Origin of the sequence: Streptomyces sp. NBC_00775 (assembly GCF_036347135.1) — a bacterium.
Classification (GTDB): domain Bacteria; phylum Actinomycetota; class Actinomycetes; order Streptomycetales; family Streptomycetaceae; genus Streptomyces; species Streptomyces lutosisoli.
In genome coordinates, this window is the sequence record NZ_CP108938.1 from 730,214 (window position 1) to 756,075 (window position 25,862).

Here is a 25,862-nt window from a genome sequence, read left to right on the forward strand (position 1 = left end):
CCTGTCAACGTCTCCAACAGGCCTTCACCGCCTCCCTGCTGGAGTACTAGGACTCGGGATCGGGCTCGAAGGCACGGGCCACGGCGAGGCTGTCCTCGTACACGTGGTGCCGTACGACCAGGCCGTTCTCGACCGTGAGGTGCAGGGCGAACCGGGCGCGATAGGCGCGTCCGGTCGCCCCGGCCGTCTGGCGGATCTCGCCGAGTACGACCGCCTCGGCGCCGTCGACAAGGATCCGTTCGATCTCGGTGGCCGCCCGGCCTGGCACATGATGCTCGGCCAGTGCGCGGTAGTGGTCCGCGATGTCGGCCCGCGTGGACCGGTGGCGGATCCACGGTGTGTCCGCGCGCCCGTGCTCGTCCTCCGGCCAGCTCAGTTTCCAGTCGCCCCGCTCCGCGTACAGCTCGGCGATCCGTGGGGGATCGCCCTCCCCCATCCGGCGTAACAACTCCTCGACCACGGCACGTGTCGTCGAGGCGTGGTCGGTGACTACGGACATGGAGCGGCCCCTTTGTCGTCTCGGTGCGGGAACGGCTCCACCGTGCCGCACACGTGGGCCGGACGCGATTACACGCGAGGTAATGGTGCGGAAGATTCGCGTCCGCACTGGTGTTGAATCGTGCCGGGACAACATCGGTACGACGCGACGATGGGACGGAAGTCATGCCTCTTCAGGGCGAGTACGAACCCAGCCCGACGCAGTGGGTGCGGGAGCAGGTGGAGCTGTACGAGAGCTCCGGTGGCACCAAGGGCACGACATTGATGGACACGGGTCTCCCCGTCATCATTCTCACGACCCGGGGCGCCAAGAGCGGCAAGATCCGCAAGACCCCGTTGATGCGCGTCGAGCACGACGGAAGCTATGCGGCGGTCGCCTCGCTGGGCGGCGCCCCCAAGCACCCGGTCTGGTACCACAACGTCAAGTCCGATCCCCGCGTGGAGCTCCAGGACGGCCCCGAGCGGCGGGAGTTCACGGCCCGCGAGATCACCGGTGACGAGAAGGCCCAGTGGTGGGAGCGCGCGGTCGCCGCGTATCCCCCGTACGCCGACTACCAGACGAAGACCGACCGGGAGATCCCCGTCTTCGTGCTGGAGCCGACCGGCTGACGGGCGCGCACACGGCTGTGGCCCGTACCGGCCCCCCCGCGCCGGTACGGGCCACTCCCCCTGGTCAGGCGGCCGTCTGCCGCCACGCCTGTCCGGCGATGAGGATCGCCGACACCGCGCCCGGCAGCGCCGCCACCGCTCCCGAGGTCCCCGACGCGAAGACGAAGCCCAGCGGTCCGCCGACGAGGAACAGGGCGGAGATCCACCACGGGATCACCCGCGAGCGCAGCAAAGCCACGGCGATGAGCAGTGTCGCCAGGATGGTGGCCAGTGCGCCGGGGCCGACCAGGCCCATGACACGGCCGTCGTGGTCGTTGACGTAGTGCACGAAAGCGCGTCCGGCCGTCTCGTCCAGGGCCGCGGTGTCGGTCGCGTACGAGTAGACGACGGCGATCGCGGCGAGTCCCGCGGCGAGGAACGCGCCCGAGAGCACCGCCACCGCGGCGCCGATCCGGGCGAGTACGGCGCCGCGTTCACGCACCAGGACGCAGACGGCGATCGCGAGCCCGACCGTGAACACGGCGATGCCCACGCCACCGTAGGCGTAGAGCGCCCAGAAGGAGCCACGGTTGTCGGCGACCTTGTCGTAGGAGTTGCCGTTGCTGGGATCACCGCCCGGCGCCAGCCAGGTCAGCAGGAAGTTCATCACCTGTCCGATGACGACCGCGACGAGGGCGCCCGTGGCGAACGGCCGCAGGCGGGGCGAGGGCAGGGTGTACGTGGGGCGCTCGGGGGTGGTGGTGTGGGCGGTCATGGCGGTCTCCCGACGTGTGACGTGATGGGGCGTCACCGCACTGTCGCGCGCCAGGAGTTGGTGGCACATCAGGGCTGGCACTGGGAGATCCTGCGTGTCAGTACGGATACCGACGCCCGCCCTCCGGTCCTACCGTGAGCGCATGGCCTGGCCTCGCCGACTCTCCCTGGTCACCGCGTCGTCGACGGCGATCGTGGCCGCAGGGGGCTGCGCGCTGCTGTTCCTCGACCCCGGCCCCGCCGTCGGAGACGTTCTCACGGTCGTCGGCGCGGCTGTGGCGGGGGCCTTCTCCACCGGGCTGGGCCTGTTCGTCTCCGGCCGCCGCCCCACCAACCCCGTCGGCTTCCTGCTCACGCTCATCGGCCTGGTACCGCCGCTGATCATGCTCAGTGACACCTACGCCTATGTGAGCGTCGACCGCTCGCGCCTGCTGCCCGGCGGCTGTGGCTCACCGAGCGCACCGTGGAGACTCACGTCGGCTCGATCATGGCGAAGCTGGGCCTCGCGACGGGCGAGGAACACAATCGGCGGGTACTGGCGGTGCTGGCCTGTCTCACGGCGTGAAGACAGCGGGAATCGGGGACAGTTGGGCGGGCAGCCTTACATCCTTGACCGGAGAGGCGAAGGAGACCAGGTGTCCAAGAAGAACAAGCAGAGCAAGAAGCTCAAGCTCCCCCTCACCCACAAGCCTCTCGGCCTCGCGCTGAGCTGGGCGAGCGGTGCCCTCGCCGGACTCGCCTTCCAGCAGACATGGAAGGCGATACGTCACGAGGAGGACGCGCCGGACGCGCTCGACCGGGACCGCGGCTGGGGCGAGGTACTGCTGGCTGCCGCTCTCCAGGGCGCGATCTTCGCCGTCGCCCGCAGCGCGGCGGACCGTACGAGCGCGAAGGCCGCCGAGCGCTCCACGGGTGTGTGGCCGATCTCGGACAAGGGCGCCCGGGACGGCGGGGACTGAGGAATCCGCGCTCCCGGGCACCCCCGTACGGCGAAACTCAGTCGGTCACGAGCCACTCGCCGTCGCGCATGAGGTCCCGTCCGGAGATCTCGTCGGCCTCGCGCCAGGCCTGCACGCGCCGCGGGATGACGCGGAAGTAGAGGTAGGCGGTGGTGAGTTGACGCGGGTCGAAGCCGGTCTTCGCGGCGAAGGCGTCGCCCACCCCGTCCGCCAGCTCGGCGGCCTCCAGCGTCTCGACGGTCCCCTCGACCATGACCACGTCGCGGGTCGGGCCGATGCCCAGGCGTGTCCTCCCCGTCGTCCGCAGGTTCCGGCCGGTCGGACTGGCGGCCGGGGTGGCGAACAGCAGGGTCGTGCCGTCCCAGAGGAAGGACAGCGGGATCAGATACGGCGGTCCCCCGTCGCCGTCGGCCGTGGACACCCAGGCGTCCTCGTCGTTCTCCAGCCGGTCGAGGGTGTCCTGCTTGCGCTGCTTCGGGGTGCGGGCGGGCGGGTTCATCGGCGGGCAGCCTCCTGGTGGCCGTCGTACGGACAGGTCTACTAGGGATGACGTAGGAGCGCCCTTCAGTGTGACGCGCCGGGTGTTCTCGGCGTGAGCCTCTACGCGTTCCTCTGCTCCGCGATCTCGTCTACGCACTCACGTTCTCCTGCTCCCGGATCTCCTCCAACCGGGCCGCCGCCGCGGTCAGCAGCATGTCCAGTGCCACCGGATAGCCGCTGCGCCGCATGTCCGCCACCAGGTGGCGGGCCGTCGCCGCGATGTTCGGGTACCTGTCGGCGGGCAGCCGGGCGTATGTCGCCCGCCAGACGCCCGCCTCCGCCTCGCGGGCGGCCTGCGGGAGGGCGAGGCCGGCCGCGTCGAGCGCCGCGAAGGCCAGCGCCTGGTCGACGAACGCGTGGTAGATCCGGACGGCCTCGGGGTCGGGGAAGCCGGCGCCGCGCAGCACGCCGATGATCATCTCCACGGCCTCGATCTCGTGGACCCGGCCCGTCACCCGGTAGGAGCTGAGCACGGCGGCCTGTGGGTGCGCGAGCGACCCGGCGTGCATCCGCAGCCCCAGGTCCCGCAGGTCGGCGCGCCAGTCCCCGGTGGGGTGCCAGGTGCGCAGGTTCCGGCCGATGAGTTCGTCGGCGATGGCGAGCAGCAGGTCGTCGGTGTCGCGGAAATACCGGTACAGGGCGCTCGGGTCGGCGCCGAGGGCGAGGCCGAGGCGGCGCACGGTGAGGGCGTCGGCGCCGTGCTCCTTGAGCAGCCGCAGCGCCGTCTCGACGATCAGCTCCTCGGAGAGCACCACGCCGGTCTTGGTGGGGCGCCTGCGCCGCCGGGCGGCGGGCGGCACGACTCGGTCATTCGTGGACGTCATGGGCTCTCCCACCGGTTCCTGAGGGGCGCTGCCTCCGGTGCGGGAGACCTTATGACAACAGCGTTGACGTGTTAAGGCCCCGGGCAGTTTCATTTCCGGTCATCGGGCCGGAATCAGGCCCCGGGTGCGATCGGAGCAGGCCATGACGCAGAAGCCGTACGGTGTGGATCCCCCTTCCCTGCGCAAGACCCTCGGCGTCGCCGACGGCGTCGCGATCGCCGCTTCGAGCACGGCGGCGACCACCAGCATCGGCATCGGTCTCGGGGTCACGGCCGGGGTGGTCGGGCTGCATCTGCCCGCGATCATGCTGCTGGCCTTTCTGCCGATCCTCGGGATCGCGGGCGCCTACTCCCGGCTGAACCGGGTGGAGCCGAACGCGGGCAACGGCTATGTGTGGGTGGGCCGTTCGCTCACTCCCTGGCTGGGTTTCCTGGTCGGCTGGGTGAGCATCGTGGCGACGGTGGCGTTCCTCGCGTACACCACGGCGGTGACCGGTTCGGCGATGATCCAGCTCGCCGGTGAGGCGGGGCTGCACCAGGTGGCGGGCCTCGCGCTCGACCCGGATTCCACCGCCCAGACCACCGCCGTGGGCATCCTGGTCCTCGTCGCCGTCACGCTCACCGCGATCACCGGGGTCAAGACCGCCGCACGGCTGCAGAGCGGGCTGCTGGTCTTCGAGTACGTCGTCCTGCTGGGCTTTTGCGGATACGGCATCGTCACCGGGCCGCACCCCTTCAGCCTGAGCTGGTTCGACCCCTTCGCGATCCCCTCGGCGTCGGCGCTGGCACAGGGGCTGCTGCTGTCGGTGTTCTGTTACTGGGGCTTCGAGGCGGCGTTCACCGTGAACGAGGAGGTGCGCGACCCCCGGGACGCCTCGCGCGCCGGGACCATCACGCTGGTGACCATGCTGGGGCTGTTCCTGCTCGGCTCCATCGCCTTCCAACGTGTGCTGTCCGAGGAGGAGTTGGCCGGGCACGGCGCCCAGGGTCTGGCGTTCTTCGGCGACCGGCTGGCCTCGCAGCCGCTGGCCGCGCTGCCGCTGGTGGCCCTGATGTTCTCGGCCGTCGCCTCGCTCCAGGCGGGGGTGATCCCGACGGCCCGCGGGATGTTCGCGATGAGCCGGGACCGTACGCTCGGGCCCGTGTGGTCGAGGGTCAGCGCCCGGTACGGGACTCCGGCGATCGGGACACTGCTGATCGGCGCGATGGCGACGGTGGTGGCCGCCCTCGCTCTGGTGATCCCCCGGCTCGCCGACATGATCATGGCGACGGTCAACGCGGTCGGGATCGTCGTGGCCCTGTCCTACGCGCTCACCGCTCTGGCGGCCGCCGTCCGCTTCCGGGGGCTGCTCCGCGAGGACTGGCGGCAAGGGATACGGGCCGTGGTCCTCCCCTCCTTGAGCGCCACGTCGCTGCTCGCGCTGGGCGGCTACCTCGCCTGGTCCTTCTACACCTCCACCGACCACTTCGAAGTCAGCGCGGACAACGGGTGGTTCCTGCTGCTCACACCCGCTTTGATGATCTTCTCCGGTTTTGTGGCCGCCGCGTGGGCGAAGTGGGTCCGCAAGTCCCCGTACTTCCGTACGGGACACGGCACCGACGCCGACGCGCCCCAGTTGCTGGCCACACCCAACTAAGGAAACAGAACATGCACGCAGACCTCCTCTTCACCGGCGGCCCGGTCCTCACCCCGGCGGGCCGCACCGCGACGGCCGTCGCCGTCACCGGCGACCGGATCACCGCGGTCGGGAACGCCGAGGTCCACGACCTGGCCGGCCCCGGGACCGAAGTGGTCGACCTGGCCGGGCGGCTGCTCCTGCCGGGGTTCCAGGACGCGCACGTCCACCCGGTCCCGGCGGGCCTGGAGCTCACCCAGTGCGACCTGACCGGGGCCAGGACGGCCAAGGACACACTCGCCGCCGTCCGCGCGTACGCCGACGCGCACCCCGACCGGGAGTGGATCACGGGCGGCGGCTGGTCCATGGAGGCCTTCGAGGGCGGTACGCCGACGAAGGAACTGCTGGACGCGGTCGTACCGGACCGGCCGGTGTATCTGCCCAACCGCGACCACCACGGCGCCTGGGTCAACAGCCGTGCCCTGGAGCTGGCGGGCGTCACCCGGGACACACCCGACCCGGCCGACGGTCGGTTCGAGCGGGACGCGTCGGGCGAGCCCACCGGCATGCTGCAGGAAGGAGCCATGCAGTACGTCGGCCGGATCACCCCTCCGGCCACCTCCGCGGACCGGCTCGCCGCACTGCTGCACGCCCAGCGGCATCTGCACGCGCTCGGCATCACCGCCTGGCAGGACGCGCTCGTCGGGACGTTCCTGGGCATGCCCGATCCGTCCGAGGCGTATCTGACGGCGGCCCGCGACGGTTCGCTGACCGCGCGGGTCGTGGGCGCCCTGTGGTGGGACCGCGCACGCGGGGCCGAGCAGATCCCCGAACTCGTGGAGCGACGCGCCGCGTTGAGTCACGGCCGGTTCCGGGCCACCAGTGTCAAGCTCATGCTGGACGGAGTGGCCGAGAACGGCACCGCCTCCCTCCTCGACCCCTACTTGGACAAGTGCGGCTGCGCTACCGCCAATCGGGGCACCAGCTTCATCGACCCGGCCCGACTGCCCGCGTATGTGACCGAGTTGGACGCTCTCGGCTTCCAGTGCCACTTCCACGCGCTGGGCGACCGGGCCGTACGCGACGCCCTGGACGCCGTCGAGGCGGCACGGAAGGCGAACGGGCCGAGCGACACGCGTCCGCACCTGGCGCACCTCCAGGTCGTACACCCCGACGACGTGCCCCGTTTCGCGCACCTCGGCGCCACGGCCAACATCCAGCCGCTGTGGGCCGCGCACGAGCCGCAGATGGACGAGCTGACCATCCCGTTCCTCGGGCCCGAACGCACCGCCTGGCAGTACCCGTTCGGTGCGCTGCTGCGCTCCGGGGCACGGCTCGCGGCGGGCAGCGACTGGCCGGTCAGCAGTCCCGATCCGCTGCAGGGCATCCATGTCGCGGTCAACCGTGTCACCCCCGACGCCGGCGACACGCCGGTGTTCCTGCCCGCCGAACGCATCGGACTGGCCGAGGCGTTGGTGGCGTACACGGCGGGCTCGGCGTATGTGAACCACCTCGACGACACGGGCGAGGTGCGGGCCGGCGCGCTGGCCGATCTCGTGGTGCTCGACCGCGATCCGTTCGACGGGGCGGCTGAGGCGATCGGCGACACGCGGGTCGCGCAGACGTATGTGGGGGGCGCGCGAGTATACGCAGCCCAAGAGGCGTAGGCAGTAACGGACGTCACGGTGAGGTCACGCGTAGATCATTTACGCTCTGGGAAGCCTCGTAGCGCTTCACGGTTCAATTTTCGGCCATAGAAGCTGAGTTCGAGTGCACGGGTGGCCATGTCGGCCACCCGTTCGCAGGGCGGGGGGATTCTGTCTCGCCGTCTCCCGGAAGGAAGCGCATGCCTCAGGACGTCACGTTCGACCTCCCCTTCGACATGCCCGTCAGCAGACATCTGGAGTACACCCAGAATCTCCCTGGCCCTCGACTGACAGGCCGAGCGCTTCCTGATCAACACAGCTGAGCCGGAGAGCATGAATCCGGCATGGACGAGCGGCTCGCAGCGCTCGGGAACCGAGCGGGCCCGGGGCGGTTCGTCCTCGAAGGTCAGATAGGCGATCCGCTCCACTTTCTCGGCTTCAAGACGCGACCGGCCAGCAACCACGGCCGATCGCTCCATTGTCATGACCACAGCTTGTTGGGAGACCGGCGTGAAATCTCGAGTCGTAGATGCCGCTTCGAAGGCGTCCGCCGACAGCTTGATCCCGGCGCAGCCAAGCGCCCAGGTCCAGCCCACAGAGGCGGGGAACGCCCTGGCCCGCCTCTTCGTGGAACGCGTCCATGGGAGTACGCAGGAGCACCGAAGGTTCCAGAACGCCGCTCAACAGCGGCTGAACGCACTCGGATCCCCGCACGCCGGCACCACGCTGCATGTGGAGGGAGCCGTCCATCTGGCGCAGCCCGCGTTCCTCCCGCCCGACGAGGCGGGATACGCCAGGCTGAGGCACCTCGACGCCGGCCTGCGCGTCATCGAAGCAGCCTTCCCCCAGGTCAGCACCGATATCGAGATCTGCCGGCTGACCTGCACGATGCTGGAAGGGGCCTGGCGGAGCCGGGCCCTCGCCCCGCCGCACGAGGAGGAGCGGACAACCGGCTGCGCCTGCCCTCTGTGCCGTCGGTTGCCCACGCCCCCCGCACGCACGCTGGATGACTACGGCTGGCGGCAGAGCGCCGGTCGTCCCCTCACCGTCAAGGCCTGGCCATACCGCGAGGAACTCGACAGTGTCCTGACCGGTGGATGGACCTTGGCCCGGCAGATGAACGACCTGGAACAAGACCTTGGCCTCCGGCACTCGTTCGAGGACGACATCCTCCTCTTCCACGAATACAAACGCGTGATCGACACCATCGACACCGCGCGCCTCACCCAGCTCATCGAAGGCCGTTTGGCCGAGAGTTTCAGCACCAACAGCGCCAGGGCCCTGGTCTGCGGGCTTTTCGCAGCCCATAAGCGATCCGTCGACGAGTACTGGCTCCAGCAGCACCACGCGGGCAGCGTCTCGCTCCCTCAGACCAACCCACTCAGCCAGAGCACCTACTCACTCCTGCAGATGCTGGACTGCCTGTTCTGGCACGTCTCACCCGACACCGAACTCTGGCAGGAAGAACACCTCGCCTCCCTGCTGCTGTGCCGCGTCATCGACGACATGACCGACGTACGAGCCGACGCCCTCACCGGCGAGATCAGCAACTTCTGGCTCGCCGACATACCCACCCACACCAAGGTCCTCTACGCCGCCTGCGCCATCGCCAGCGTCAAGTACGGCTGCATGCCCGAGGCGCATCCCCCCATGTGGAACACCTGGCTGATGCCCAGCACCGTCGTCTGGCTAGGGCTGACGGGCCGCCACGCCCTGTGGTTCGACGGCATCACCGAGGGCCTCCCCCCGGCCGAGGACTGCCCGCTGTGCGACCTGCAGCCCAACGCATGCACCGGCATCCTCACCCACGGCACCACCCTCACCTTCGCCCCGCGGCCCACCGCGCCGGCACTGAGCGCCCGGACCGCCGAGCTGTCCGCACGCTGCCGAGCCGAACACCCCGAGACGTGGCCCCTCTTCGACGCCGAGCTCCATGCCTTCGAAGCACTGCACGGCCCCTGGTACGGCAACATCGACAGCACATGGGAGATCCTGCGCCGCACCTACATCGCCGCCGTGGAGGCATCCAGCGCCGCACCGTCCCCGGAGCGCGCTCGTCATGTCCAACAAGACGCCGGCGTAGTCGGATCCGAAACGTTCTACACCCTGTACGACCCGCAAACCGGGAGGGAAGACACCGCGCTGCTCGCCTACATGTTCGGCTGCGCCCACCCGCACTTCCTCTGGAACGCCACGGGATACCGTCCCACCGGCGTCGAGGGCGACTGGCTCGACGGCTGACGTCTCAAAGCCGGGTAAGACAACGCGCTGCCCGGTCGGGTTTCCGACCGGGCAGCGGCGTGTTCACACCGGGAACTCGACGGGCAGCCTGTCCAGCCGGGAATCCCAGGTGGAGGCGGTCGCGGTGAGCTCATCCGCCGGCACAGCCAGCCGCAGGCCCGGCAGCCGGTGCAGCAGGACGTCCACCGCAACCTCGATCATGGACTGCCCGATGCTCTGCCCCGGGCACTCGTGCGGGCCCGCGCCGAACGCCAGGTGCGACTGGTTGCCCTGCACCGAGACACCCGGGTCGGGCCGGACCTCGGGGTCGAGGTTGCCCGGGCCGAGACCGAGAACGAGCAGGTCGCCCTCCTCGATGCGGTGCCCGCCCAGTTCGACATCGCTGGCGGCGAAGCGCCCCGGCAGGACGGCCAGCGGCGGAGAGTTCCACATGACCTCCTCCACCACCGCCGAGATGTTCAGCTCACCGCTGATCAGCCCGGAGAGCCGGGAGGCGTCGGTCAGGACCAGCTGCAGCACCCGGGCCAGCAGATTGGTCGTGACGTGCGCGGCGATCAGCACCACGCGCAGGTGATGGACGACTTCGTCGTGGTCGAGGGCCGCGTGATGCTCCAGCAGGCCGGTGGCGAGGTCGGAGCCTGGTTCGGACCGCCTGCGCTCGGCGAGTTCACCGAAGATCTCTCTGATCATGCCGTCGTGCACCACGGCGTCCTCGCCGCCCTTGAGCACCTGGGCGCAGGACTTGACAAGCCGGCGCCCCTCCGCCTCGGCCAGCCCCAGAATGCGGGACATCACGAGCATCGGCAGCAGGTCGGCGTAGTCCGCCACCAGATCGGCGCGGCCGCTGTCCGCGAACGTGTCGATCTGCTTGTTGGCGAAATTCGTGGCGTGGCGCCGGACCCCGCGGCCGGCAGCAGCCTGCAGTACGTCGTTGACGGCGCCGCGCAGCCTGCGGTGCTCCTCGCCGTCCAGGGACACGCAGTCGGGACGCCAGCCGAGCATCGGAACCAACGGAGAGGTCTCCGCGATCCGGCCCTCCCGCCAGTCCCGCCAGTTCCGCGAGTCCCGGGCGAACTGGCGGGGGTTGTCGAGCACCCGCCGACTGTCCCGGTACCCCAGCACCAGCCAGGCCGGGACGTCACCCTCCAGCAGTACCGGCGCCACGGAGCCGTGCTCCTTGCGCAGCCGCTCGTAGATGCCGAGCGGGTCGGTCGCCGCCTCCGGCCCGTGCAGCCGGGTGAGCTCGGCCGAACCGTGGGCGACGGGGCAGCCGCGCGGTGCCTCGGGATCGTTTAAGGGCTGGGCGTTCATCGGGACTCCAGTGCGACGGCAGAGCGTTCCTTCAAGTGACGTATCAGGGCGACGAGGACGTCACGGCTGGAGGTCCGGTCGCGGGCGTCGCAGGCCACGATCGGGGTGTGCGGGGGGATGTCCAGGGCGTCGCGGATCTCTTCGATCGGGTGGTCCTTGGAGTCGGGGAAGACGTTCAGGGCGATGACGAAGGGGACGTCCTGCCGTTCCATCTCCTCGATGGCCCGGAAGCTTGAGGCCAGCCGCCGGGTGTCCACCAGGACCACCGCCCCGAGGGCGCCCTTGAACAGCCCGTTCCACAGGAACCAGAACCGTTCCTGCCCCGGCGTTCCGAACAGGTACAGCACCAGCTGGTCGTTGATGCCGATCTTGCCGAAGTCGAGGCTGACGGTGGTCTCCTGCTTGTCCGCCACCCCGATCAGGTTGTCGACGTCCGCACTCGCCTGGGTCAGGGTCTCCTCGGTGGTCAGCGGCTTGATGTCGCTGACCGAGCGCACCATCGTGGTCTTTCCGGTGCCGAAACCGCCGGCGATCATCACCTTCACCGAGCGGGTGCCCCCGTCCGTCTGCCGGTCGGGATGGTCAAAGCCTTTGAAGTCCACTGAGTACCTCCTCAAGGAGCGCGAGGTCGGGCCCGCTGCCGGCGCCTGACGCCGGAATGGGATCGCGGGCTTCGACGCGGCCTGCGTCCAGCAGATCGGCCAGGAGCACCGCGAGAATGTTGAAGGGCAATCCGAGGTGGGCGCCCAGTTCGGCCACCGACAGCGGATCGCGGCAGCGCCGGAGGATCTCCTCGTGCTCGTGCTGCATGCCGGGGACGGCCGCGGCGTGCGAGACGATGAGGGTCGCCACGTCAAGAGTCGACGCCGAACCGCCCGGTCCGCTGCGGCCACCGGTGAGGACGTAGTAGCGCTCGAGACCGGACGGGTCCGTGGGCCGGCGGGGACCACTCATCCAGAGTGCTCCTCCAGGCGCGGAGTGGTGCCGAGAAGCTCACCCATCCTTCGCGCCAGGTCCCTCATCTGGTGTCCGAGCAGGCCCTGGTCAAGCCCTTCCTTGGCGAGGACTCCGAGGTACGTCTCCACGCCGGCCCGCACCACGAAGAGATGGCCGCCGTCCACCTCGATCATCGCGAGGCGCAACTGCCCCGCGTACTGCGGGAACTGCGCGGCGACGGGCTGGGCCAGCGCCTGCAGGCCCGCGACCACGGCGGCGAAGCGGTCCACGTCGTCGGGGTCGTCGGCGCCGTAGGAGGTGATGGCCTTGCCGTCGCTGGAGGCCACGAGGGCGAAGCGGATCTCCTGGATGCTCTCCGTCAGATCGCGGAGCGCCCAGCTCACGTCGGTTCCCTGTTGCGTCATGTGGACTAGTCGCTCTCTTCAGTGCGGTGCTCGTTGGACTCGCGTCCGGCGGTCATCTCGCGTACGGCGTCCGCGGCCGGCTCACGCGGCGGGGCGCTCTCGCGTCCGGCGGTGGCGAAGGCCGCGAGACCGGCGAACGAGGTGTCCGGCGGCACGGCGGCCACGGGCTCCTCGGTCCGCTCGACGGACCTCACCGGTGTGGCCGGCGCGTCGGTACGCCTGCTCCTGCGACGCGGCAGACCGCCGGGCGTGGTGTCCACGTCGCCGGCGCCGGCCGCGGGCGGGGCCTCCACCGACTCGCGGGCGGACGCGGTCTCGACCGCGGCGGCCGGGGCCACCGGTTCCGCGACGGGGGCGGCCAACGGGCTGAAGTACTTGTGGGGAACCACGACGACCACCGAGGTGCCGAGCCAGGGCGAGTCCGAGAAGGTGACCCGGATGCCGTACCGGCGCGCCAGGGCGCCGACCACGCGAAGCCCGAGGTTGGCGTCCTCCGAGAGGCCGCCGAGCCCGGGGCCGGCCGCGACGCCTTCCAGTGACTGCTCGGCCTCGCGCTTCTTCTCCTCGTTGAGGCCCTTGCCCGCGTCCTGGATCTCGATGCCGACGCCGTTGGGGACCTCCTTGCCGGAGACGACCACGGGTTCGGTGGGCGGCGAGTAGCGCACCGCGTTGTCCAGAAGGTGGGCGAAGATCAGCGTGAGGTGGTCCACCAGACCGCCGTCGACGCCGAGTTCGGGCAGGTGGCGGACCTGGACGCGGTCGAAGTCCTTGATGCGGCCGATACCGCCGCGGACCACGCTGAGCAGTCGCTGCGGTTCCTGCCACTGGCGTCCGGGCCGGTCCGAACCGCCGAGCACGCCGATACTGGCGGCGAGACAGTCGGCGGGGCCGATCTCCTGGTCCAGTTCCATCAGGCCCTGGGCCACCGCGGGCAGCCGGCCGTGCTCGCCCTGCATCTCGTGCAGACGGCCGCGCAGCTTGCTCGTCAGCACGTGGATACGGTTGCCGATGCTGATCACGGCCTGCTCGGCCGAGGTGGAGCGGTCGAACTCCTCCTCGACACCGATCAGCGCGGTCCTGAGCACCTTGCGGATGTCGGCGCGCAACTCGGGGCTCGCGTCGCTCTCCTCGGCGACGGACATCAGGATGTCGTCGATGGCGTCACCGGCCCGCAGCCGCTTGAGCGCGTCGGGCAGACGGGTGTCACCGAGCCGGGCGACCGCGTCCTGTTGCAGGGCGAGTTGCTCCTGCCAGACCTGCGCCTCTTCGGTGAGCCGGGACTCGTAGCCCCGCGCCTCTCCGGTGAGCCGCGTCTCGTAGGCCTTGGCCTCCTCGGCAAGTCGCGTTTCGTAGGCGTCGACCTGCTCGGCGAGCCGCGCTTCGAAGAGCTGGGCCTGCTCGGACAGCTGGCCCTCCAGCGCGGACCGCTCGGCCGCGAACTTCCGTTCCAGACCGGCCACATGCTGCTGCCACTGCTGCGAGTGCTCGGCCTGCTGGGCGCGGAAGTCGCCGCTGTTGCGGCGCAGTTGGTGCTGGGCGCGGAGGAGAAGTCGTACGCAGACGGCGCCGGCCGCGGTGGCCGCGGCGCCGACGAAGGTCGCGGGTATCTGGATCTGGTCGGGTCCCGCGACCGCGGTGACGACCGTTCCTGCTCCTAAGGCGACCGGCATCAGCCACCAGCTGTACCAGCCGACCGGTGCCCGCGCCGCCGGGGGCGGAGTGGCAAGTTCCATCTGCATCCTTCGAAAGCAACACGATCGAACGGGGGGATATGCAGGCGCCGAATGTGTCGAGCACGCGGCGCGAGGGCGACCGAGTGTGTTCGCGTCAACTCGCAGCGCCGCAGGGGAGCTTATCGGGTTTGAGATCGAAAGGATCAACTCCCCTCCGCATAACGGCGAGTAATCGATCACGTTCCGACAGGAGTGCTCATCTCGACAATTCCGTGCGCTATCACCGCAATCGCTGACACGGAGCTGCGATCCAATCGGCGGGGGGCGTCGCCCACACTCCCGGGTCCGACCGGCCGGGACTCCACGTGGCCGACAACACGCGACCGGAGGGGATTACGGCGGGCGCCGAGCAGGGAAGTGATCACGGCGCCATCATCGTGAAAGGACTCACTGAACGCCGTGACTGCCGCAACACCTCCCCCATACCCAAGGCAGCGGTGTCACTCCCGCTGCTCGGCCACGCGATACCGCTCATGCGCGACCAGGTCACCACCACCATGACCGCCTGGCGGCCGGGCCAACTCCTCGACGTACGCGAGGTCATGGTCAAGCTCAGCCTGGACATGCTCGCCGCGACCGTCTTCTCGGGCAGCATCGACGAACAGGCCTTCCACCAGCTGCGCCGGGACCTGTCGGTCGTCATGAACGGCGTCGGCACCCGGATCCTGCCGCCGGACTGGGCGGAACGCCTGCCGCTGCCCGCCAACCGGCGCTTCACCGCCGCGCGCGACGCCGTGCGCGCCACCATCGGCGACGCGGTCGATCAGCTCCGGGCCTCCCGGTCGTGACAGCGGCGACATGCTCTCCATGCTGCTCCAGGCCGAGGACGAGGGGAGCGGCAAGCCGCTGACGGGGCACCAGATCTGCTCGGAGATCCTCACTCTCGCGGTGGCCGGCACGGAGACGACCGCGTCCGTACTGTCCTGGGTGATGTACGAGCTCGCCCGCAACCCCGGCATCGACGAGCGGGTCCAGGCCGAACTCGACGAGGTCGTCGCCGACCGGCCGGTCACCTTCGACGACTTGCCCCATCTGCCCTATCTGGGCCGCGTCATCACCGAGGCCCTCCGTCTGCACCACACCGGCTGGCTCGTCACCCGCCGCACCCTGCGGACGACCCGAATCGGGGCGTGGGAGATCCCGGCCGCCCCCGGCCAGAGCATCCGCCCCGTGGCCCGCGCCACGGTACGGCCCAGCACCCTGCAGATGACCGCCCGGCCCCGCGAACGGACCCGGCGGAGCTCCCACGCCACAGGGGGCTGACACCGCGAGCCACCACCCGCGGCCCCGACCTGTCTCCCTACGGCGCAGCTGCCAGGAACCCCACCCCGGGCTCGGCGTCCGTGATGCCGAGCCCGGGGCCGGGTGCCAGGGACAGGACTCCGGCCTTTCGCAGGGCCACCCGAGTTGTCACGAAGTGACAATCAACACCCCGATGTCCGCCCGCCGTTGATGAGCCACGACTGGTTACTTGCGAGTATCGTCGCCGAGCCCCTGACCGGTGCGCAGGAGGGAGCCCGACCGATGGACGACGAAGAAGGCGGCCCGTTCAAGGCGTTCCCCTCGGATCTGCACGACCACCTCAGACCGTTCTTCGACGACATCGGGGAAGAGGTCGTACGGGCGATCCGGACCGAGATCCCCGAGTACGCGCGCCCGACGGACGACACGTACATGCACGTCGTGCACCGGGGTGTGGAGCACGCGTTGCAGGGGTTCCTGGAGCGGATGGCGAAGCCGGACACCGACTGGGAGCCGGTGAAGGAGACGTACCAGCGCATCGGGCGCGGTGAGGCGGACGAGGGGCGCAGTCTCGATTCGTTCCAGTCCGCGCTGCGCCTCGGCGCGCGGGTGACCTGGCGCCGGGTCAACGCGCTGGTCGACGCCGAGCTGCTGCCCCGCAATGTGCTGGCCGCCTTCGGCGAGGCGCTGTTCCTGCATCTGGACGAGATGGCGGCCGCGACGACCGCGGGCTACACGGAGGCACGGCTGCACGCGGCGGGCGAGTTGCGGCAGCGGCGTACGCGGCTGATCGATCTGCTCACCGCGGATCCGCCCGCGTCGGCCGAGGCGATCAGCGATCTCGCGCACACGGCGCGCTGGCCGCTGCCGCGGGCGCTGGCGGTCGTCGCGATCGACCACGGGCCGCAGCCCGCGGCGACGTCGTGGCCGGTCATGTCCAAGGCCCGGGCGGCGGCGGCGCCGATCGTGCCGCCGGAGTTCCTGGCGCGGTTCGATGTGCAGCCGTCCGTCCTGGTCGTGCCTGATCCGGACGGGCCGGGGCGCGCGCGGGCCGTCGCCGGGGCGCTGCACGGGTTGCGGGCGGCGATGGGGCCGACCGTCGCGCTCCAGGAAGGCGCGCGGTCGTTGCGATGGGCGGCCGAGGCGCTCGATCTGGTGCGGCGGGGCATCCTGCCGGACACGGAGATGGTGCGCTGCCAGGAGCATCTGACGACGCTGCTGCTCTTCCGCGACGAGGCCCTGGTGGACGCGATGGCCGAGCGCCGGCTGAGCCCGCTGGACGCGATGCGCTCGCCGCAGCGGGAGCGGCTCACGGAGACGCTGTTGAGCTGGTTGCAGTGCGGGCACAACGCCAGTGAGGTGGCGGCGCGGCTCGCCGTGCATCCGCAGACGGTGCGGTACCGGATGCGGCAGCTGGACGAACTGTTCGGGGGCCAACTCCACGATCCTACGGCCCAGTTCGAGATGCAGCTGGCGTTACGGGCGCTCGCTCTGCGGCTTGCGGCCGCGACCCGTTGAGCTCACTGAGGTCGCTCGAACCACTGGGCCCCGAGCGCGCCGCGACCGCCGGGCTCATGCTCTGCGGAGCATACGGTTGGCGCCCGCGGCGGCCGTCGTGGCGAGCAGCCAGCCCAGGCAGACGAGGACCACGGCCGCCCATTGCAGGCCGCCGCGGGGGCTGAAAGCCTGCTCCTGCCCGAAGTCGACGAGCGGCAGCACCAGGTCGAGGGTGTAGATCGCCGCCTGGAAGTGGGGCGGCTTGCCCGGATCGACCGCTTGCGGGGGCCACCGCGTGAACAGCAGGATCCCACTGAGCATGATCGCGTACAGCCACCACATGGCGCGCATGGGCCGATAGCCGTAGCCGACGGTGACGTCCTGGAGCCTGCTCCACACCCGCCCCGGCCACGGCAGGGTGGTGCGCAGCCGCCGCTGTTTGGCGAGCAGCACCGTGCGGGCGTCGCCGTCGTGACCGTGCAGCCGGTAGGCGGCCGCGAGTTGCTCGTACGGCTGCGGGGTGAAGCCCTCGGGATCGCGGGTGAGCAGCGGAAGCCGTTGTACGGCGGGGAGTTGGGGCAGCAGGCTGTCGTAGACGACCGCTTCCAGCCGCACCGTGTTCGGCCAGCTGTCCGGTGTGCCGCGCAGGACGGTCAGGCGGGTGTGGCTGAGGTCGACGGTGCCGCGCACGGGCTCGCGCGTGGTGAGGGCGAGTTCGGACGCGGTGGAGCGGCGACAGGTGAGGGCGGGGGTGCCGGGCGGTACGTCGATGACGGCGTCCTGGAAGCAGACCCGGCTGCGTACGGTGATGCTGCTGAGCGTGACCCTGCCGCGCGCGGTGAACCCGTCGCAGCAGTTGAACACGGCACCCACGTCTATGCCGTGGGCACGCAGCGCGGGCCCGTGTTCGGCGGTGAGCGAGGCGCCTTCGAAGAGGGCGCCGCCGCCCACCCGGGCGTCACACAGGTCGACGGTGCCTTCGGCGACGAGCCCGCCGCAGCTCAAGTTCCCCCCTATGTGCAGCCTGTTGGCCTTGAGCGCGATGCCCGACGGGTTGAGCAGCTCGGCGCGCTTGAGGACGACGCTGCCGCGTACCGAGGTGTCCCTGAGGTCCGTGCAGCCGTCGACGTGCAGCCCCGTGCCCGCCTGGATGTCCCCGCCGATGGTGGCGCACAGCAGTTGCAGCGCCCGCTCGCCGCGTCGCTCGCCGTGTCCCGTCAGACGGCTGTTCTCCAGGTGCAGGGTGCCGCCGATCGAGGCGCCGTAAAGGTCGATGGGCCCCTCCACCCGGCACCCGGAGATCTCGCACTTCCAGCCGATCGTGACGCCCACGGCCGACAGTCCGGGCAGCACACAGTCCCGCATCTCCAGCGCCCCCACCGACGCGCCGTCGAGGCAAGGGGCCTGCTCGAAACGGCAGTTGCGCAACCGCAGGGTCCCGGGGACGACCGCCTCGGCCAGGTCCAGCCGCCCGGTGATCCGCACATCCCTGAGCCTCAGCCGCGGCAGATGTCCCGCCTCGGCCGGCGGCGGCGCCAGCAACAGTCTCCGTACGACGGACGCCCGGACCTCCCCCTCGTCCGCGAACCACTCCCCCCTCCGGAAAGCGGCCCACATCCCGCGTTCACTCCCGCTCCACCCACCCGGCGCGAGGCTGCCCGACACGTCAACTCCCCCTCAGCGAACAGAAATCGGGGGCATCGCTACCCCGGGGGCGCGCGAGACAACCGGACGCGCCCCTGGACTTCATGGACAGACGTCCAGCTATAGTGGACACCTGTCCATGAAATGACGACGAACGACGGAGCTTGCTGACGATGGAAACGGTTGCGAACGTGCTGGTGGGCCTGGTGGCCGCGCTGCACGCGTACATCCTGGTGCTGGAGATGTTCCTGTGGGAGAAGAAGCCGGGGCGGGGACTGCACGGGTTCGACGCGGAGATGGCCCGGGCGACCGCCCCGCTGGCCGCGAACCAGGGGCTCTACAACGGGTTCCTGGCGGCGGGCCTGGTGTGGGGACTGATCGCGGCGGATCCGACCGGCTTCGACGCACAGGTCTTCTTCCTGTGCTGCGTCGTGATCGCGGGTGTGTACGGATCGGTCACCGCGAACCGTCGGATCCTCTTCGCGCAGGCCCTGCCCGGCGCGCTCGCCCTGGCCGCCGTCCTCGTCGCGCGGTGACGCCGGAGGACCCGCGGGCCGCCCGGACCCGGGCGAAGCTGCGGCAGGCGCTACTGGAGGAGTGTGCCGAGCGACCGCTGGAGGAGGTCGGCGTCGCCGCACTGGTGCGGCGGGCCGGCGTCGGCCGGGCCACGTTCTACGTGCACTACGCCGACCTGGAGGCGCTGGCCGTCGACGCCTGCGCCGATGTCGTACGGGACGCCGTGGAGGCGCTGCACGCGTGGCGCGGACGGCCCGACCCGGTGTCCGCGCCGCCCGCGCTCCGCACGTTCTTCGCCGAGCTGGCCCCGCGCGCCGGCCTCTACCGCGCGCTCCTGAGCCCGGGCGGCGGCGGCCCGCTCGGTCTCGTGCTGCACCGGGATCTGCGCGCCCGCAGCCTGGCCGAGCGCACCCTGGTGGGCGCCCCGGACGCCCCGCTCGTGGCCTCCGCGGTGGCCGCCACGTTCGCGGGGGTCCTCGCCGACTGGCTGCACGGGCTGCTGGAGGGCACCCCTCAGGAAATCGCCGATCGGGTCTGGCAGCTGCTCGTCGCGCTGCACATGAGCCGCTGACGCCTTACATGCAGCCCACTCCGTCCTTCGTGGCGGGCCATGCCTCCACCCCGTCGGAGGTGCGGACGTAGGCCGTCGCCTTGTCGGCCGCCAGCCACAGTTCCCAGTCGTGGTAGTGGTAGCCGGTGTCATGGGCGTCGGCGGGCATACGGACGTCCCCGTCGTACGGGGCGGTGAGCGACTCGGTCCCGAGCACCCCGTGCGGGTCGCGCACGTACTGCCTGCCCTTCTCGCCCTGTCCCAGGCCGAGGAAGTGCGTGCTCTCCCAGTCGCAGTGCTCCGGACCCACGGAGCTGCTCACGACGGAGGTGGGCACGCGGTTGCCATCGCGGTCGAGCCAGATCTCGTAGCCCTTCGAGTCGGTGTAGCTCGCCGGGAATTCGGCCGGGTCGCAGGAGGCACTGGTCTCCGGGCCCCAGCCGGGGCGGTTCGGCTGGTCCTTGGCGACGACGACGGCGACCTTGGTCCTGCCCTTGACGTCGTACGAGAACAGCACGCGGTCCTTCTCCTTGCGTTCCACCCGGTAGCCGTGATCCGGCACCTCGGGCTTGTACATGTCGAAGTACGTGTTCAGTCCCTCCTCCGGCGTCGAGCCTCCGTCACCCTTGCCCCACCCGTCGCCCCCGGTGCCCTCGAAGATCCCGTGGTCGCATTCCAGGGCCTGCCCGGCCGAGCCCGAACTCGTCTCGGCCTCGCGCGGGCTGCCGTCGGCGCTCTCCTTGAAGGGCAGGTCCAGCCGCCCGGCGTACGGCGTGGCCGGGGGCGTACCGGTGACCACGAGGTCCTCCCGGATCCCCTCGTCACAGCCCACCGCCGTCAGACCGACCAGCACCACCGTCGCCACGATCCGCTTGCGCATCCCCACCCCTGTTCCTCCGACTCGCGTGTGCCCTCCTACGACGCACGAGTGGCCGGGATCGTTCGGTGGCTAGCGGGTCGCCTGGAACGTGCGCCGGTAGGCCTGCGGTGAGACGCCGATCGCCGCGTGCAGATGCTGGCGCAGCGAGGTGCCGGTCGCGAAGCCGACCTCGCCCGCGATCTGGTCCACCGACAGGTCGCTGGACTCCAGCAGATGGCGGGCCCGGGAGACCCGCTGCTGGATGAGCCAGCGGCCGGGGCTCATGCCCACCTCGTCGTTGAACCGGCGGGCGAAGGTGCGCAGGCTCATCCGGGCGTGGCCGGCGAGATCGGTGAGTGTCAGCGGGTCGTCGAGCCGCGCCAGGGCCCAGGCGCGGGTGGCGGCCGTGCTCGTCGCCGAGGGTTCCGGGACGGGCTGCTCGATGTACTGGGCCTGGCCGCCCTCCCGCAGCGGCGGGACGACACAGCGCCGGGCCACCTTGTTGGCCAGCGCGCTGCCGTGGTCCTTGCGCACGATGTGCAGGCAGACGTCGATGCCGGACGCGGCGCCCGCCGAGGTGAGGACCGAGTCGTCGTCGACGAACAGCACGTCCGGGTCCAGCGACACACGCGGGAACAGACGCCGGAACTCGTCGGCCACCTGCCAGTGCGTGGTAGCCCGATGCCCGTCCAGCAGACCCGCCGCCGCCAGGACGAACGCACCCGTGCAGATGGAGACGAGGCGGGCGCCGGGCCGGATCTGCCCGAGCGCGGCGGTGAGCTCGTCGGAGGGCTCCACGGCGAGCCTCGCCGGAGCGATCGCCGCGATCACCACCGTGTCCGCCGTGCGCAGCGCCTCGGGACCGTGGTCGACGGTGACCGAGAAATCGGCGTTGGTGCGGACCGGCCGTCCGTCGACGGTGCAGGTCACCACCTCGTACCGGCCGTCCGCCGCGCCGAAGATCCGGCTGGGGATGCCCAGCTCGAAGGGGTAGACGCCGTCCAGCGCCAGGACCACGATCCGTTCCACATGTCCCATGGCACGATTCTATCGAAGGTTGGCAATCATGCCATTTTCTTGCGGGGCGGGCCCCGGCAGGCTGGTTCACCATGAGCACTGTGAACACGATGCGAGCCATCAGCCAGGACGTCCTCGGCGGTCCCGAGGTCTTGAAGGAAGTACAGGTGGAGCGGCCCGCGCCGCGGCCGAACGAAGTGCTGGTCCGGGTGCGGGCCGCCGGGGTCAACCCGACCGACTGGAAGCACCGCGCCACCGGCGGATTCCTCGGTGAGCCGCCCTTCGTCCTCGGCTGGGACGTCTCCGGCGTGGTCGAGGCGACCGGGATCGGCGTCGCCCTCTTCCAGCCCGGCGACGAGGTCTTCGGCATGCTGCGCTATCCGTTCGGCCACGGCTCGCACGCCGAGTACGTGACCGCCCCGGCCCGCTTCTTCGCGCTGAAGCCGTCCGGAATCGACCACGCGCAGGCGGGCGCGCTCCCGCTGGTCTCCCTGACCGCGTGGCAGGCCCTGACCGAGCAGGCGAACCTCCAGCCGGGGCAGCGCGTACTGATCCACGCCGCGGCCGGCGGGGTCGGCCATGTGGCCGTGCAGATCGCCAAGGCGCTCGGCGCGTATGTGATCGGTACGGCGAGCGCGGGCAAGCACGACTTCCTGCGCGGGATCGGCGTGGACGAGGCCATCGACTACCGCGGCGTCGACTTCACCGAGGCCGTGCGGGACGTCGACGTCGTGCTGGACACGATCGGGGGCGAGACCGCGGTCCGCTCGCTGCGCGTGCTCCGGCCTGGCGGAGTGGTGGTCTCGATCCTGCCGGTCGGGTCGGACGAGTTCCCCGAGGAGGCCGAGCGGCTCGGCGTACGGGCGGTGCGGATGCTCGTCGACGCCGACCACACCGGCATGACGGCGATCGCGGACCTCGTCGAGGCGGGGAAGCTGCGCGCCACGATCGCCGAGACCTTCCCGCTGGCCGATGCCGCCAAGGCGCACGCGCTGGGCGACACCGGCCGGACCACGGGGAAGCTGGTGCTGCTGGTCGACTGACGGATCGGCCGACGGGCCTGGGGAGACCGGTCGAGGGACGGATCGGCCGTCTCAGCACGTGAGGACGGGCGTCTCAGAATGTGAGTACGGGCTTGATCGTCTTGCCCGCACTCATGTCCCGCACCGCCTGCTCGATGTCCTCGAACGGATAGTGGCTGATGAGTCGGTGCAGCGGGAGCCGTCCGTCCTGGACGAGCCGGACCAGGGCGGGAATGGAGGTCTGGGTCTCGCTGTCGCCGAGGGTGAGGCCCACGACCTTCTTGCCCGGCAGCAACGCGTTGACGTCCAGGGCGACTTCGGTGCCGAAGGGCGGCGCGCCGACGACGACCAGGGTGCCGCGCGGGGCGAGTGCGTCGGCGCCCTTGCGCAGCACGGCGACGCTGCCGGTGGTCTCCACGACACCGTCGGCGCCGCGGCCGTCGGTGAGGGCGAGCACCGCCTCGGCGACATCGGCCTCGCCCGCGTTCACGGTGTGCGTGGCGCCCAACTCCCGTGCCAGTTCGAGCCGTTCGGCGACCTTGTCGACGGCGATGACCGTGGTCGCGGGGGTCAGGGCCGCCGCCATCACCGCGGACAGGCCGACGGCTCCGGCGCCGAGGACGACGAGGCTGCTCCCCGCCGCGGGCTTCAGTACGTTCCAGACGGCGCCGACCCCTGTCTGCACCCCGCAGCCCAGTGGGGCGATGGACTCCAGCTGGACGTTCGGGTCGACCTTGACGAGGCTGCGCTCGTCGACCAACGCCCGCTCGGCGAAGGAGGACTGGCCGAAGAAGTGGCCGCCGAGCGGCGTCCCGTCGCGGCTGATCGTGCTGCTTCCGTCGGCGCGCCGGCCGCCTATGAGGTTCAGCGGCAGCCAGGTGGCGCAGTACGCCGGGTGCCCGTCACGGCAGTTGTGACAGCCGCCGCAGGAACTGAACGAGAGCACGACATGGTCGCCGGGGGCCACTGAGGTGACGTTCGGGCCGACTGCTTCGACGACACCCGCCCCCTCGTGGCCCAGGACCCCGGGCAGCGGGAAGGGCAGACCGCCGCTCGCCGCACCGAGGTCGGTGTGGCACAGCCCGGCGGCCACCATACGGACAAGGGCTTCGCCCGGACCTGGCTCGTCCAGTTCGACGTCGGCGAGCGTGAACGGCGCTCCCCCGGACTCGACCACGGCGGCGCGAGTGATGGTGGACATCGCATGAACTCCTCTGTGAGCGCGCTCAGTCGAGCGAGACGACAACGGACTTGACCTTGGTGTAGGCGGCGAGCGCCTCGGGCCCGTACTCCCGTCCGAAGCCGGAGTCCTTGACCCCGCCGAAGGGAACCGCGGGGTCGAGCATCGCCCAGTCGTTGATCCAGACGATGCCCGCCTGGAGCCGGTCGGCGACGCGGTGCGCGCGGGTGAGATCGGTGGTCTGGATGCCCGAAGCCAGTCCGTACGGGGTGGAGTTGGCCAGTTCGACGGCCTCGTCCTCGGAGTCGAAGGGCTGGACGGTGAGGACGGGACCGAAGATCTCCTCCTGGACGACGCGGGAGTCGTTGGACAGGTCGGCGATCACGGTGGGCTTGTAGTAGTAGCCGCCGTTCAGGTCGAGGCGCTCACCGCCGCAGACGATGCGGCCGCCCTCCTTGCGGGCCAGGTCGACGTACTCCTCGACCTTGCGCAGATGCTTCTCCCCCGCCATCGGCCCGACGACGGTCTCGGGCTGCCGGGGGTCGCCGACGGGCACACCGGGCACGGCGTCGGCGAGGATGCCGACCACGGTGCTGTACACCTCGCGCGCCACCAGCAGCCGGGGGCCGCCCATGCAGAACTGTCCGGTGTTGAAGACGAAGCCCTTGATGATCGCGCCGATCGCCTTCTCCAGGTCGGCGTCCGCGAAGACCACGTGGGCCGCGTTGCCGCCCAGCTCCATGGTGACCGGCTTGAGCGCCTCCCCGGCGACGCTCGCGGCGTGCCGGCCGACCGCGGTGGACCCGGTGAAGGCGACCTTGTCGATGCCGGGGTTGCGCAGCAGCGCCTCGCCCGCGACCGGGCCGCTGCCGGTGACGACGTTCACGACGCCGTCCGGGACACCGGCCTCCTGGAGCAGGCGGGCCATATGGAGGGCGCTGAGCGGGGTCTCGTCGGCGGGCTTGTGGACCACGGCGTTGCCGGCCGCCAGTGCCGGGGCGAGCTTCGAACTGGACAGGATCAGCGGGAAGTTGAAGGGCGTGATCGCGGCGACCACGCCGAGCGGTCCGCGGCGCGTGTACGCGAAGGCGTTGAGCGGGGTGTCACGCGTGGCGCCGTCCAGGGTCTGGGCGAGCGCGGCGCAGTACTCGTACTCGTCGGCGGCGGTGAGCACGTCGACGGGGCGGCACAGGGAGAGGGGCTTGCCGACGTCGAGGCTCTCCAGGGCGGCGAGCTCGTCGGCGTTCTCGCGGATCAGCTCGGAGACGCGGTGCAGCACCCGGCCGCGCTCACGGCCGCTCATCGCGGCCCAGGGGCCGTGGTCGAAGGCCTCGCGTGCGGCGCGTACGGCCGCGTCGACATCGGCCGCGCCCGCCTCCGCGACGGTCGTGACCACCCGGCCCGTGGACGGATCGATCACGTCCGTACGCGCCCCGTCGGCCGCCTCGCGCCACTGTCCACCGATGAACAGCCGCCCGGGCCCACTCTCGAAGGTGGTCGTCATTGCCCACTCCTCAGCCTTGATCGCCAAGATTTCAACCAACAGGATTCCTGTTGGTTGGCAGTCTCGTTACAGACAGGTTTCCTGTCAATGCCTTAGGCTGAACCCATGGTCGGCACCCAGGCAACCAAGGCACCCCCGTCGCTGCTCTACATGGTCAAGCAGGTGGAGCTCGTCGTGCGCTCACACCTCGACGAGTTGGTGAAACCGGCGGGAATCACCGCGTTGCAGTACACCTCGCTCACCGTCCTGGAGCGGCACGACGGCCTGTCGGCGGCGCAGCTCGCGCGCGACTCGTTCGTGACGGCGCAGTCCATGGCCGATCTGGTGCGCTCACTGGAGAACCGCGGCCTGGTGCGCCGCGAGCGCAATCCGCGCAACCGACGCGAGCTGCTGATCCTGCTGACCGACGAGGGACGCGAAGTGCTCGGGCGGTTCGCGGACGCCGTACGAGAGCTGGAGGAGCGCATGGTCAAGGACCTCACCTCGCACCAGAGCGACCAGTTCAGGCAAGCGCTGTCCAAGGCATGGCACGCGCTGTCGTAACTCGGTTACCCCACCCCGCAGGACCCCGGTATCCACTCCGAGGGGCGACTCGCCGCGCAAATCGAAGACATATGTCAATCGAACATGCTGGAATTCGCTCCAACGAGGGTAACTTGCAAAGCAAGGAACGGTTTTGCAACCACCGGTGCCCTGGTGACGTCTCCAAGCTCGCTGGATGTCGTCACCCCAGCCCCCGGT

General features: G+C 70.5%; 27 protein-coding genes. 12 read left to right on the plus strand and 15 right to left on the minus strand.

Annotation, left to right across the window (positions count from 1 at the left end; genetic code table 11):
• Positions 1-46: 46 nt before the first annotated feature.
• Positions 47-499, minus strand: a complete 453-nt coding sequence (locus tag OIC96_RS03465) for a nuclear transport factor 2 family protein (RefSeq protein WP_330309365.1) — start codon at positions 497-499, stop codon at positions 47-49.
• A gap of 164 nt (positions 500-663) precedes the next feature.
• On the opposite strand from OIC96_RS03465, the gene OIC96_RS03470 reads away from it, so the two are divergent.
• On the plus strand, positions 664-1,107 hold the full coding sequence (locus OIC96_RS03470) for a nitroreductase family deazaflavin-dependent oxidoreductase (RefSeq protein ID WP_330309364.1): 444 nt from the start codon (positions 664-666) through the stop codon (positions 1,105-1,107).
• Between the two features lie 64 nt (positions 1,108-1,171).
• Here the strand turns inward: OIC96_RS03470 and OIC96_RS03475 are convergent, their stop codons facing one another.
• A complete protein-coding gene (locus OIC96_RS03475; RefSeq protein WP_330309363.1) occupies positions 1,172-1,861 on the minus strand; it encodes a DUF4386 family protein in 690 nt (229 codons plus the stop codon).
• Positions 1,862-2,495: 634 nt separating this feature from the next.
• Between OIC96_RS03475 and OIC96_RS03485 the strand changes: the two genes are divergently transcribed.
• On the plus strand, positions 2,496-2,819 hold the full coding sequence (locus OIC96_RS03485; RefSeq protein WP_330309361.1) for a DUF4235 domain-containing protein: 324 nt from the start codon (positions 2,496-2,498) through the stop codon (positions 2,817-2,819).
• A 37-nt stretch (positions 2,820-2,856) separates the two neighbouring features.
• Here OIC96_RS03485 and OIC96_RS03490 read toward each other — a convergent pair whose 3' ends face one another.
• Positions 2,857-3,318: a pyridoxamine 5'-phosphate oxidase family protein gene (locus OIC96_RS03490; RefSeq protein ID WP_330309360.1), complete on the minus strand. Its 462-nt coding sequence runs from the start codon at positions 3,316-3,318 to the stop codon at positions 2,857-2,859.
• A 130-nt stretch (positions 3,319-3,448) separates the two neighbouring features.
• On the minus strand, positions 3,449-4,183 hold the full coding sequence (locus OIC96_RS03495) for a TetR/AcrR family transcriptional regulator (RefSeq protein ID WP_330309359.1): 735 nt from the start codon (positions 4,181-4,183) through the stop codon (positions 3,449-3,451).
• A gap of 142 nt (positions 4,184-4,325) precedes the next feature.
• Here OIC96_RS03495 and OIC96_RS03500 point away from each other — a divergent pair, with 142 nt between their 5' ends.
• Together OIC96_RS03500 and OIC96_RS03505 are read left to right on the plus strand one after the other, a co-directional pair.
• Positions 4,326-5,819 carry an APC family permease gene (locus OIC96_RS03500; protein ID WP_330309358.1) on the plus strand — a complete coding sequence of 498 codons (1,494 nt, stop codon included), beginning with the start codon at positions 4,326-4,328 and terminating at the stop codon, positions 5,817-5,819.
• Between the two features lie 11 nt (positions 5,820-5,830).
• Positions 5,831-7,465 (plus strand): amidohydrolase, encoded by a 1,635-nt coding sequence (locus OIC96_RS03505; RefSeq protein ID WP_330309357.1) that lies wholly within the window; start codon positions 5,831-5,833, stop codon positions 7,463-7,465.
• 35 nt (positions 7,466-7,500) lie between these two features.
• On the opposite strand, the gene OIC96_RS03510 is transcribed toward OIC96_RS03505, so the two are convergent.
• Positions 7,501-7,929: a hypothetical protein gene (locus OIC96_RS03510; protein WP_330309356.1), complete on the minus strand. Its 429-nt coding sequence runs from the start codon at positions 7,927-7,929 to the stop codon at positions 7,501-7,503.
• A 25-nt stretch (positions 7,930-7,954) separates the two neighbouring features.
• Here OIC96_RS03510 and OIC96_RS03515 point away from each other — a divergent pair, with 25 nt between their 5' ends.
• Positions 7,955-9,685 (plus strand): hypothetical protein, encoded by a 1,731-nt coding sequence (locus OIC96_RS03515; RefSeq protein ID WP_330309355.1) that lies wholly within the window; start codon positions 7,955-7,957, stop codon positions 9,683-9,685.
• Positions 9,686-9,748: 63 nt separating this feature from the next.
• Here OIC96_RS03515 and OIC96_RS03520 read toward each other — a convergent pair whose 3' ends face one another.
• From OIC96_RS03520 to OIC96_RS03540, 5 genes are read right to left on the minus strand one after another with little or no spacing between them, the layout of a single operon-like run.
• On the minus strand, positions 9,749-10,996 hold the full coding sequence (locus OIC96_RS03520) for a cytochrome P450 (protein WP_330309354.1): 1,248 nt from the start codon (positions 10,994-10,996) through the stop codon (positions 9,749-9,751).
• The gene (locus tag OIC96_RS03525; RefSeq protein WP_327434041.1) at positions 10,993-11,598 is read right to left on the minus strand and encodes a GTP-binding protein; all 606 of its coding nucleotides are present in this window, start codon (positions 11,596-11,598) and stop codon (positions 10,993-10,995) included. The genes OIC96_RS03520 and OIC96_RS03525 overlap by 4 nt, the downstream gene beginning before the upstream one ends.
• Entirely contained in the window at positions 11,579-11,950 is a 372-nt protein-coding gene (locus tag OIC96_RS03530) for a DUF742 domain-containing protein (protein WP_330309353.1), read from the minus strand. The genes OIC96_RS03525 and OIC96_RS03530 overlap by 20 nt, the downstream gene beginning before the upstream one ends.
• The gene (locus OIC96_RS03535; protein WP_327434039.1) at positions 11,947-12,357 is read right to left on the minus strand and encodes a roadblock/LC7 domain-containing protein; all 411 of its coding nucleotides are present in this window, start codon (positions 12,355-12,357) and stop codon (positions 11,947-11,949) included. The genes OIC96_RS03530 and OIC96_RS03535 overlap by 4 nt, the downstream gene beginning before the upstream one ends.
• Before the next feature lie 5 nt (positions 12,358-12,362).
• The gene (locus OIC96_RS03540; protein WP_330309352.1) at positions 12,363-14,090 is read right to left on the minus strand and encodes an ATP-binding protein; all 1,728 of its coding nucleotides are present in this window, start codon (positions 14,088-14,090) and stop codon (positions 12,363-12,365) included.
• A 305-nt stretch (positions 14,091-14,395) separates the two neighbouring features.
• On the opposite strand from OIC96_RS03540, the gene OIC96_RS03545 reads away from it, so the two are divergent.
• The 3 genes from OIC96_RS03545 to OIC96_RS03555 all read left to right on the plus strand — a co-directional run bounded on the left by OIC96_RS03545 (position 14,396) and on the right by OIC96_RS03555 (position 16,850).
• The gene (locus OIC96_RS03545) at positions 14,396-14,878 is read left to right on the plus strand and encodes a hypothetical protein (protein ID WP_330309351.1); all 483 of its coding nucleotides are present in this window, start codon (positions 14,396-14,398) and stop codon (positions 14,876-14,878) included.
• Between the two features lie 10 nt (positions 14,879-14,888).
• Positions 14,889-15,353 carry a cytochrome P450 gene (locus OIC96_RS03550; protein WP_330309350.1) on the plus strand — a complete coding sequence of 155 codons (465 nt, stop codon included), beginning with the start codon at positions 14,889-14,891 and terminating at the stop codon, positions 15,351-15,353.
• Positions 15,354-15,614: 261 nt separating this feature from the next.
• Complete coding sequence (locus OIC96_RS03555; protein ID WP_330309349.1) at positions 15,615-16,850, plus strand: PucR family transcriptional regulator; 1,236 nt, start codon at positions 15,615-15,617, stop codon at positions 16,848-16,850.
• A 54-nt stretch (positions 16,851-16,904) separates the two neighbouring features.
• Here the strand turns inward: OIC96_RS03555 and OIC96_RS03560 are convergent, their stop codons facing one another.
• The gene (locus OIC96_RS03560; RefSeq protein ID WP_330309348.1) at positions 16,905-18,494 is read right to left on the minus strand and encodes an oxidoreductase; all 1,590 of its coding nucleotides are present in this window, start codon (positions 18,492-18,494) and stop codon (positions 16,905-16,907) included.
• A gap of 152 nt (positions 18,495-18,646) precedes the next feature.
• On the opposite strand from OIC96_RS03560, the gene OIC96_RS03565 reads away from it, so the two are divergent.
• Together OIC96_RS03565 and OIC96_RS03570 are read left to right on the plus strand one after the other, a co-directional pair.
• A complete protein-coding gene (locus tag OIC96_RS03565) occupies positions 18,647-19,009 on the plus strand; it encodes a DUF1304 domain-containing protein (protein WP_330309347.1) in 363 nt (120 codons plus the stop codon).
• Entirely contained in the window at positions 19,006-19,560 is a 555-nt protein-coding gene (locus OIC96_RS03570; RefSeq protein ID WP_330309346.1) for a TetR/AcrR family transcriptional regulator, read from the plus strand. The genes OIC96_RS03565 and OIC96_RS03570 overlap by 4 nt, the downstream gene beginning before the upstream one ends.
• Before the next feature lie 4 nt (positions 19,561-19,564).
• On the opposite strand, the gene OIC96_RS03575 is transcribed toward OIC96_RS03570, so the two are convergent.
• Together OIC96_RS03575 and OIC96_RS03580 are read right to left on the minus strand one after the other, a co-directional pair.
• Positions 19,565-20,419, minus strand: coding sequence for a hypothetical protein (locus OIC96_RS03575; RefSeq protein WP_330309345.1), 855 nt, complete (start codon positions 20,417-20,419; stop codon positions 19,565-19,567).
• Positions 20,420-20,488: 69 nt separating this feature from the next.
• Entirely contained in the window at positions 20,489-21,436 is a 948-nt protein-coding gene (locus OIC96_RS03580; protein ID WP_330309344.1) for a GlxA family transcriptional regulator, read from the minus strand.
• Between the two features lie 71 nt (positions 21,437-21,507).
• Here OIC96_RS03580 and OIC96_RS03585 point away from each other — a divergent pair, with 71 nt between their 5' ends.
• Positions 21,508-22,458, plus strand: a complete 951-nt coding sequence (locus OIC96_RS03585) for an NADP-dependent oxidoreductase (protein WP_330309343.1) — start codon at positions 21,508-21,510, stop codon at positions 22,456-22,458.
• Between the two features lie 73 nt (positions 22,459-22,531).
• On the opposite strand, the gene OIC96_RS03590 is transcribed toward OIC96_RS03585, so the two are convergent.
• Both OIC96_RS03590 and OIC96_RS03595 read right to left on the minus strand, forming a co-directional pair.
• On the minus strand, positions 22,532-23,638 hold the full coding sequence (locus OIC96_RS03590) for an NAD(P)-dependent alcohol dehydrogenase (protein ID WP_330309342.1): 1,107 nt from the start codon (positions 23,636-23,638) through the stop codon (positions 22,532-22,534).
• Positions 23,639-23,663: 25 nt separating this feature from the next.
• Positions 23,664-25,121, minus strand: coding sequence for an aldehyde dehydrogenase family protein (locus tag OIC96_RS03595; RefSeq protein ID WP_330309341.1), 1,458 nt, complete (start codon positions 25,119-25,121; stop codon positions 23,664-23,666).
• A 105-nt stretch (positions 25,122-25,226) separates the two neighbouring features.
• On the opposite strand from OIC96_RS03595, the gene OIC96_RS03600 reads away from it, so the two are divergent.
• Positions 25,227-25,664 carry a MarR family winged helix-turn-helix transcriptional regulator gene (locus OIC96_RS03600; protein ID WP_330309340.1) on the plus strand — a complete coding sequence of 146 codons (438 nt, stop codon included), beginning with the start codon at positions 25,227-25,229 and terminating at the stop codon, positions 25,662-25,664.
• Positions 25,665-25,862: the final 198 nt, after the last annotated feature.

Excerpts from the sequence above, each read along its gene's own strand:
- OIC96_RS03465 (WP_330309365.1), bottom strand. The coding sequence starts at position 499 with ATGTCCGTAGTCACCGACCACGCCTCGACGACACGTGCCGTGGTCGAG.
- OIC96_RS03470 (WP_330309364.1), top strand. The coding sequence starts at position 664 with ATGCCTCTTCAGGGCGAGTACGAACCCAGCCCGACGCAGTGGGTGCGG.
- OIC96_RS03475 (WP_330309363.1), bottom strand. The coding sequence starts at position 1,861 with ATGACCGCCCACACCACCACCCCCGAGCGCCCCACGTACACCCTGCCC.
- OIC96_RS03490 (WP_330309360.1), bottom strand. The coding sequence starts at position 3,318 with ATGAACCCGCCCGCCCGCACCCCGAAGCAGCGCAAGCAGGACACCCTC.
- OIC96_RS03495 (WP_330309359.1), bottom strand. The coding sequence starts at position 4,183 with ATGACGTCCACGAATGACCGAGTCGTGCCGCCCGCCGCCCGGCGGCGC.
- OIC96_RS03500 (WP_330309358.1), top strand. The coding sequence starts at position 4,326 with ATGACGCAGAAGCCGTACGGTGTGGATCCCCCTTCCCTGCGCAAGACC.
- OIC96_RS03505 (WP_330309357.1), top strand. The coding sequence starts at position 5,831 with ATGCACGCAGACCTCCTCTTCACCGGCGGCCCGGTCCTCACCCCGGCG.
- OIC96_RS03510 (WP_330309356.1), bottom strand. The coding sequence starts at position 7,929 with ATGACAATGGAGCGATCGGCCGTGGTTGCTGGCCGGTCGCGTCTTGAA.
- OIC96_RS03520 (WP_330309354.1), bottom strand. The coding sequence starts at position 10,996 with ATGAACGCCCAGCCCTTAAACGATCCCGAGGCACCGCGCGGCTGCCCC.
- OIC96_RS03530 (WP_330309353.1), bottom strand. The coding sequence starts at position 11,950 with ATGAGTGGTCCCCGCCGGCCCACGGACCCGTCCGGTCTCGAGCGCTAC.
- OIC96_RS03535 (WP_327434039.1), bottom strand. The coding sequence starts at position 12,357 with ATGACGCAACAGGGAACCGACGTGAGCTGGGCGCTCCGCGATCTGACG.
- OIC96_RS03540 (WP_330309352.1), bottom strand. The coding sequence starts at position 14,090 with ATGGAACTTGCCACTCCGCCCCCGGCGGCGCGGGCACCGGTCGGCTGG.
- OIC96_RS03550 (WP_330309350.1), top strand. The coding sequence starts at position 14,889 with ATGCTCTCCATGCTGCTCCAGGCCGAGGACGAGGGGAGCGGCAAGCCG.
- OIC96_RS03555 (WP_330309349.1), top strand. The coding sequence starts at position 15,615 with ATGGACGACGAAGAAGGCGGCCCGTTCAAGGCGTTCCCCTCGGATCTG.
- OIC96_RS03565 (WP_330309347.1), top strand. The coding sequence starts at position 18,647 with ATGGAAACGGTTGCGAACGTGCTGGTGGGCCTGGTGGCCGCGCTGCAC.
- OIC96_RS03575 (WP_330309345.1), bottom strand. The coding sequence starts at position 20,419 with ATGCGCAAGCGGATCGTGGCGACGGTGGTGCTGGTCGGTCTGACGGCG.
- OIC96_RS03580 (WP_330309344.1), bottom strand. The coding sequence starts at position 21,436 with ATGGGACATGTGGAACGGATCGTGGTCCTGGCGCTGGACGGCGTCTAC.
- OIC96_RS03585 (WP_330309343.1), top strand. The coding sequence starts at position 21,508 with ATGAGCACTGTGAACACGATGCGAGCCATCAGCCAGGACGTCCTCGGC.
- OIC96_RS03590 (WP_330309342.1), bottom strand. The coding sequence starts at position 23,638 with ATGTCCACCATCACTCGCGCCGCCGTGGTCGAGTCCGGGGGAGCGCCG.
- OIC96_RS03595 (WP_330309341.1), bottom strand. The coding sequence starts at position 25,121 with ATGACGACCACCTTCGAGAGTGGGCCCGGGCGGCTGTTCATCGGTGGA.
- OIC96_RS03600 (WP_330309340.1), top strand. The coding sequence starts at position 25,227 with ATGGTCGGCACCCAGGCAACCAAGGCACCCCCGTCGCTGCTCTACATG.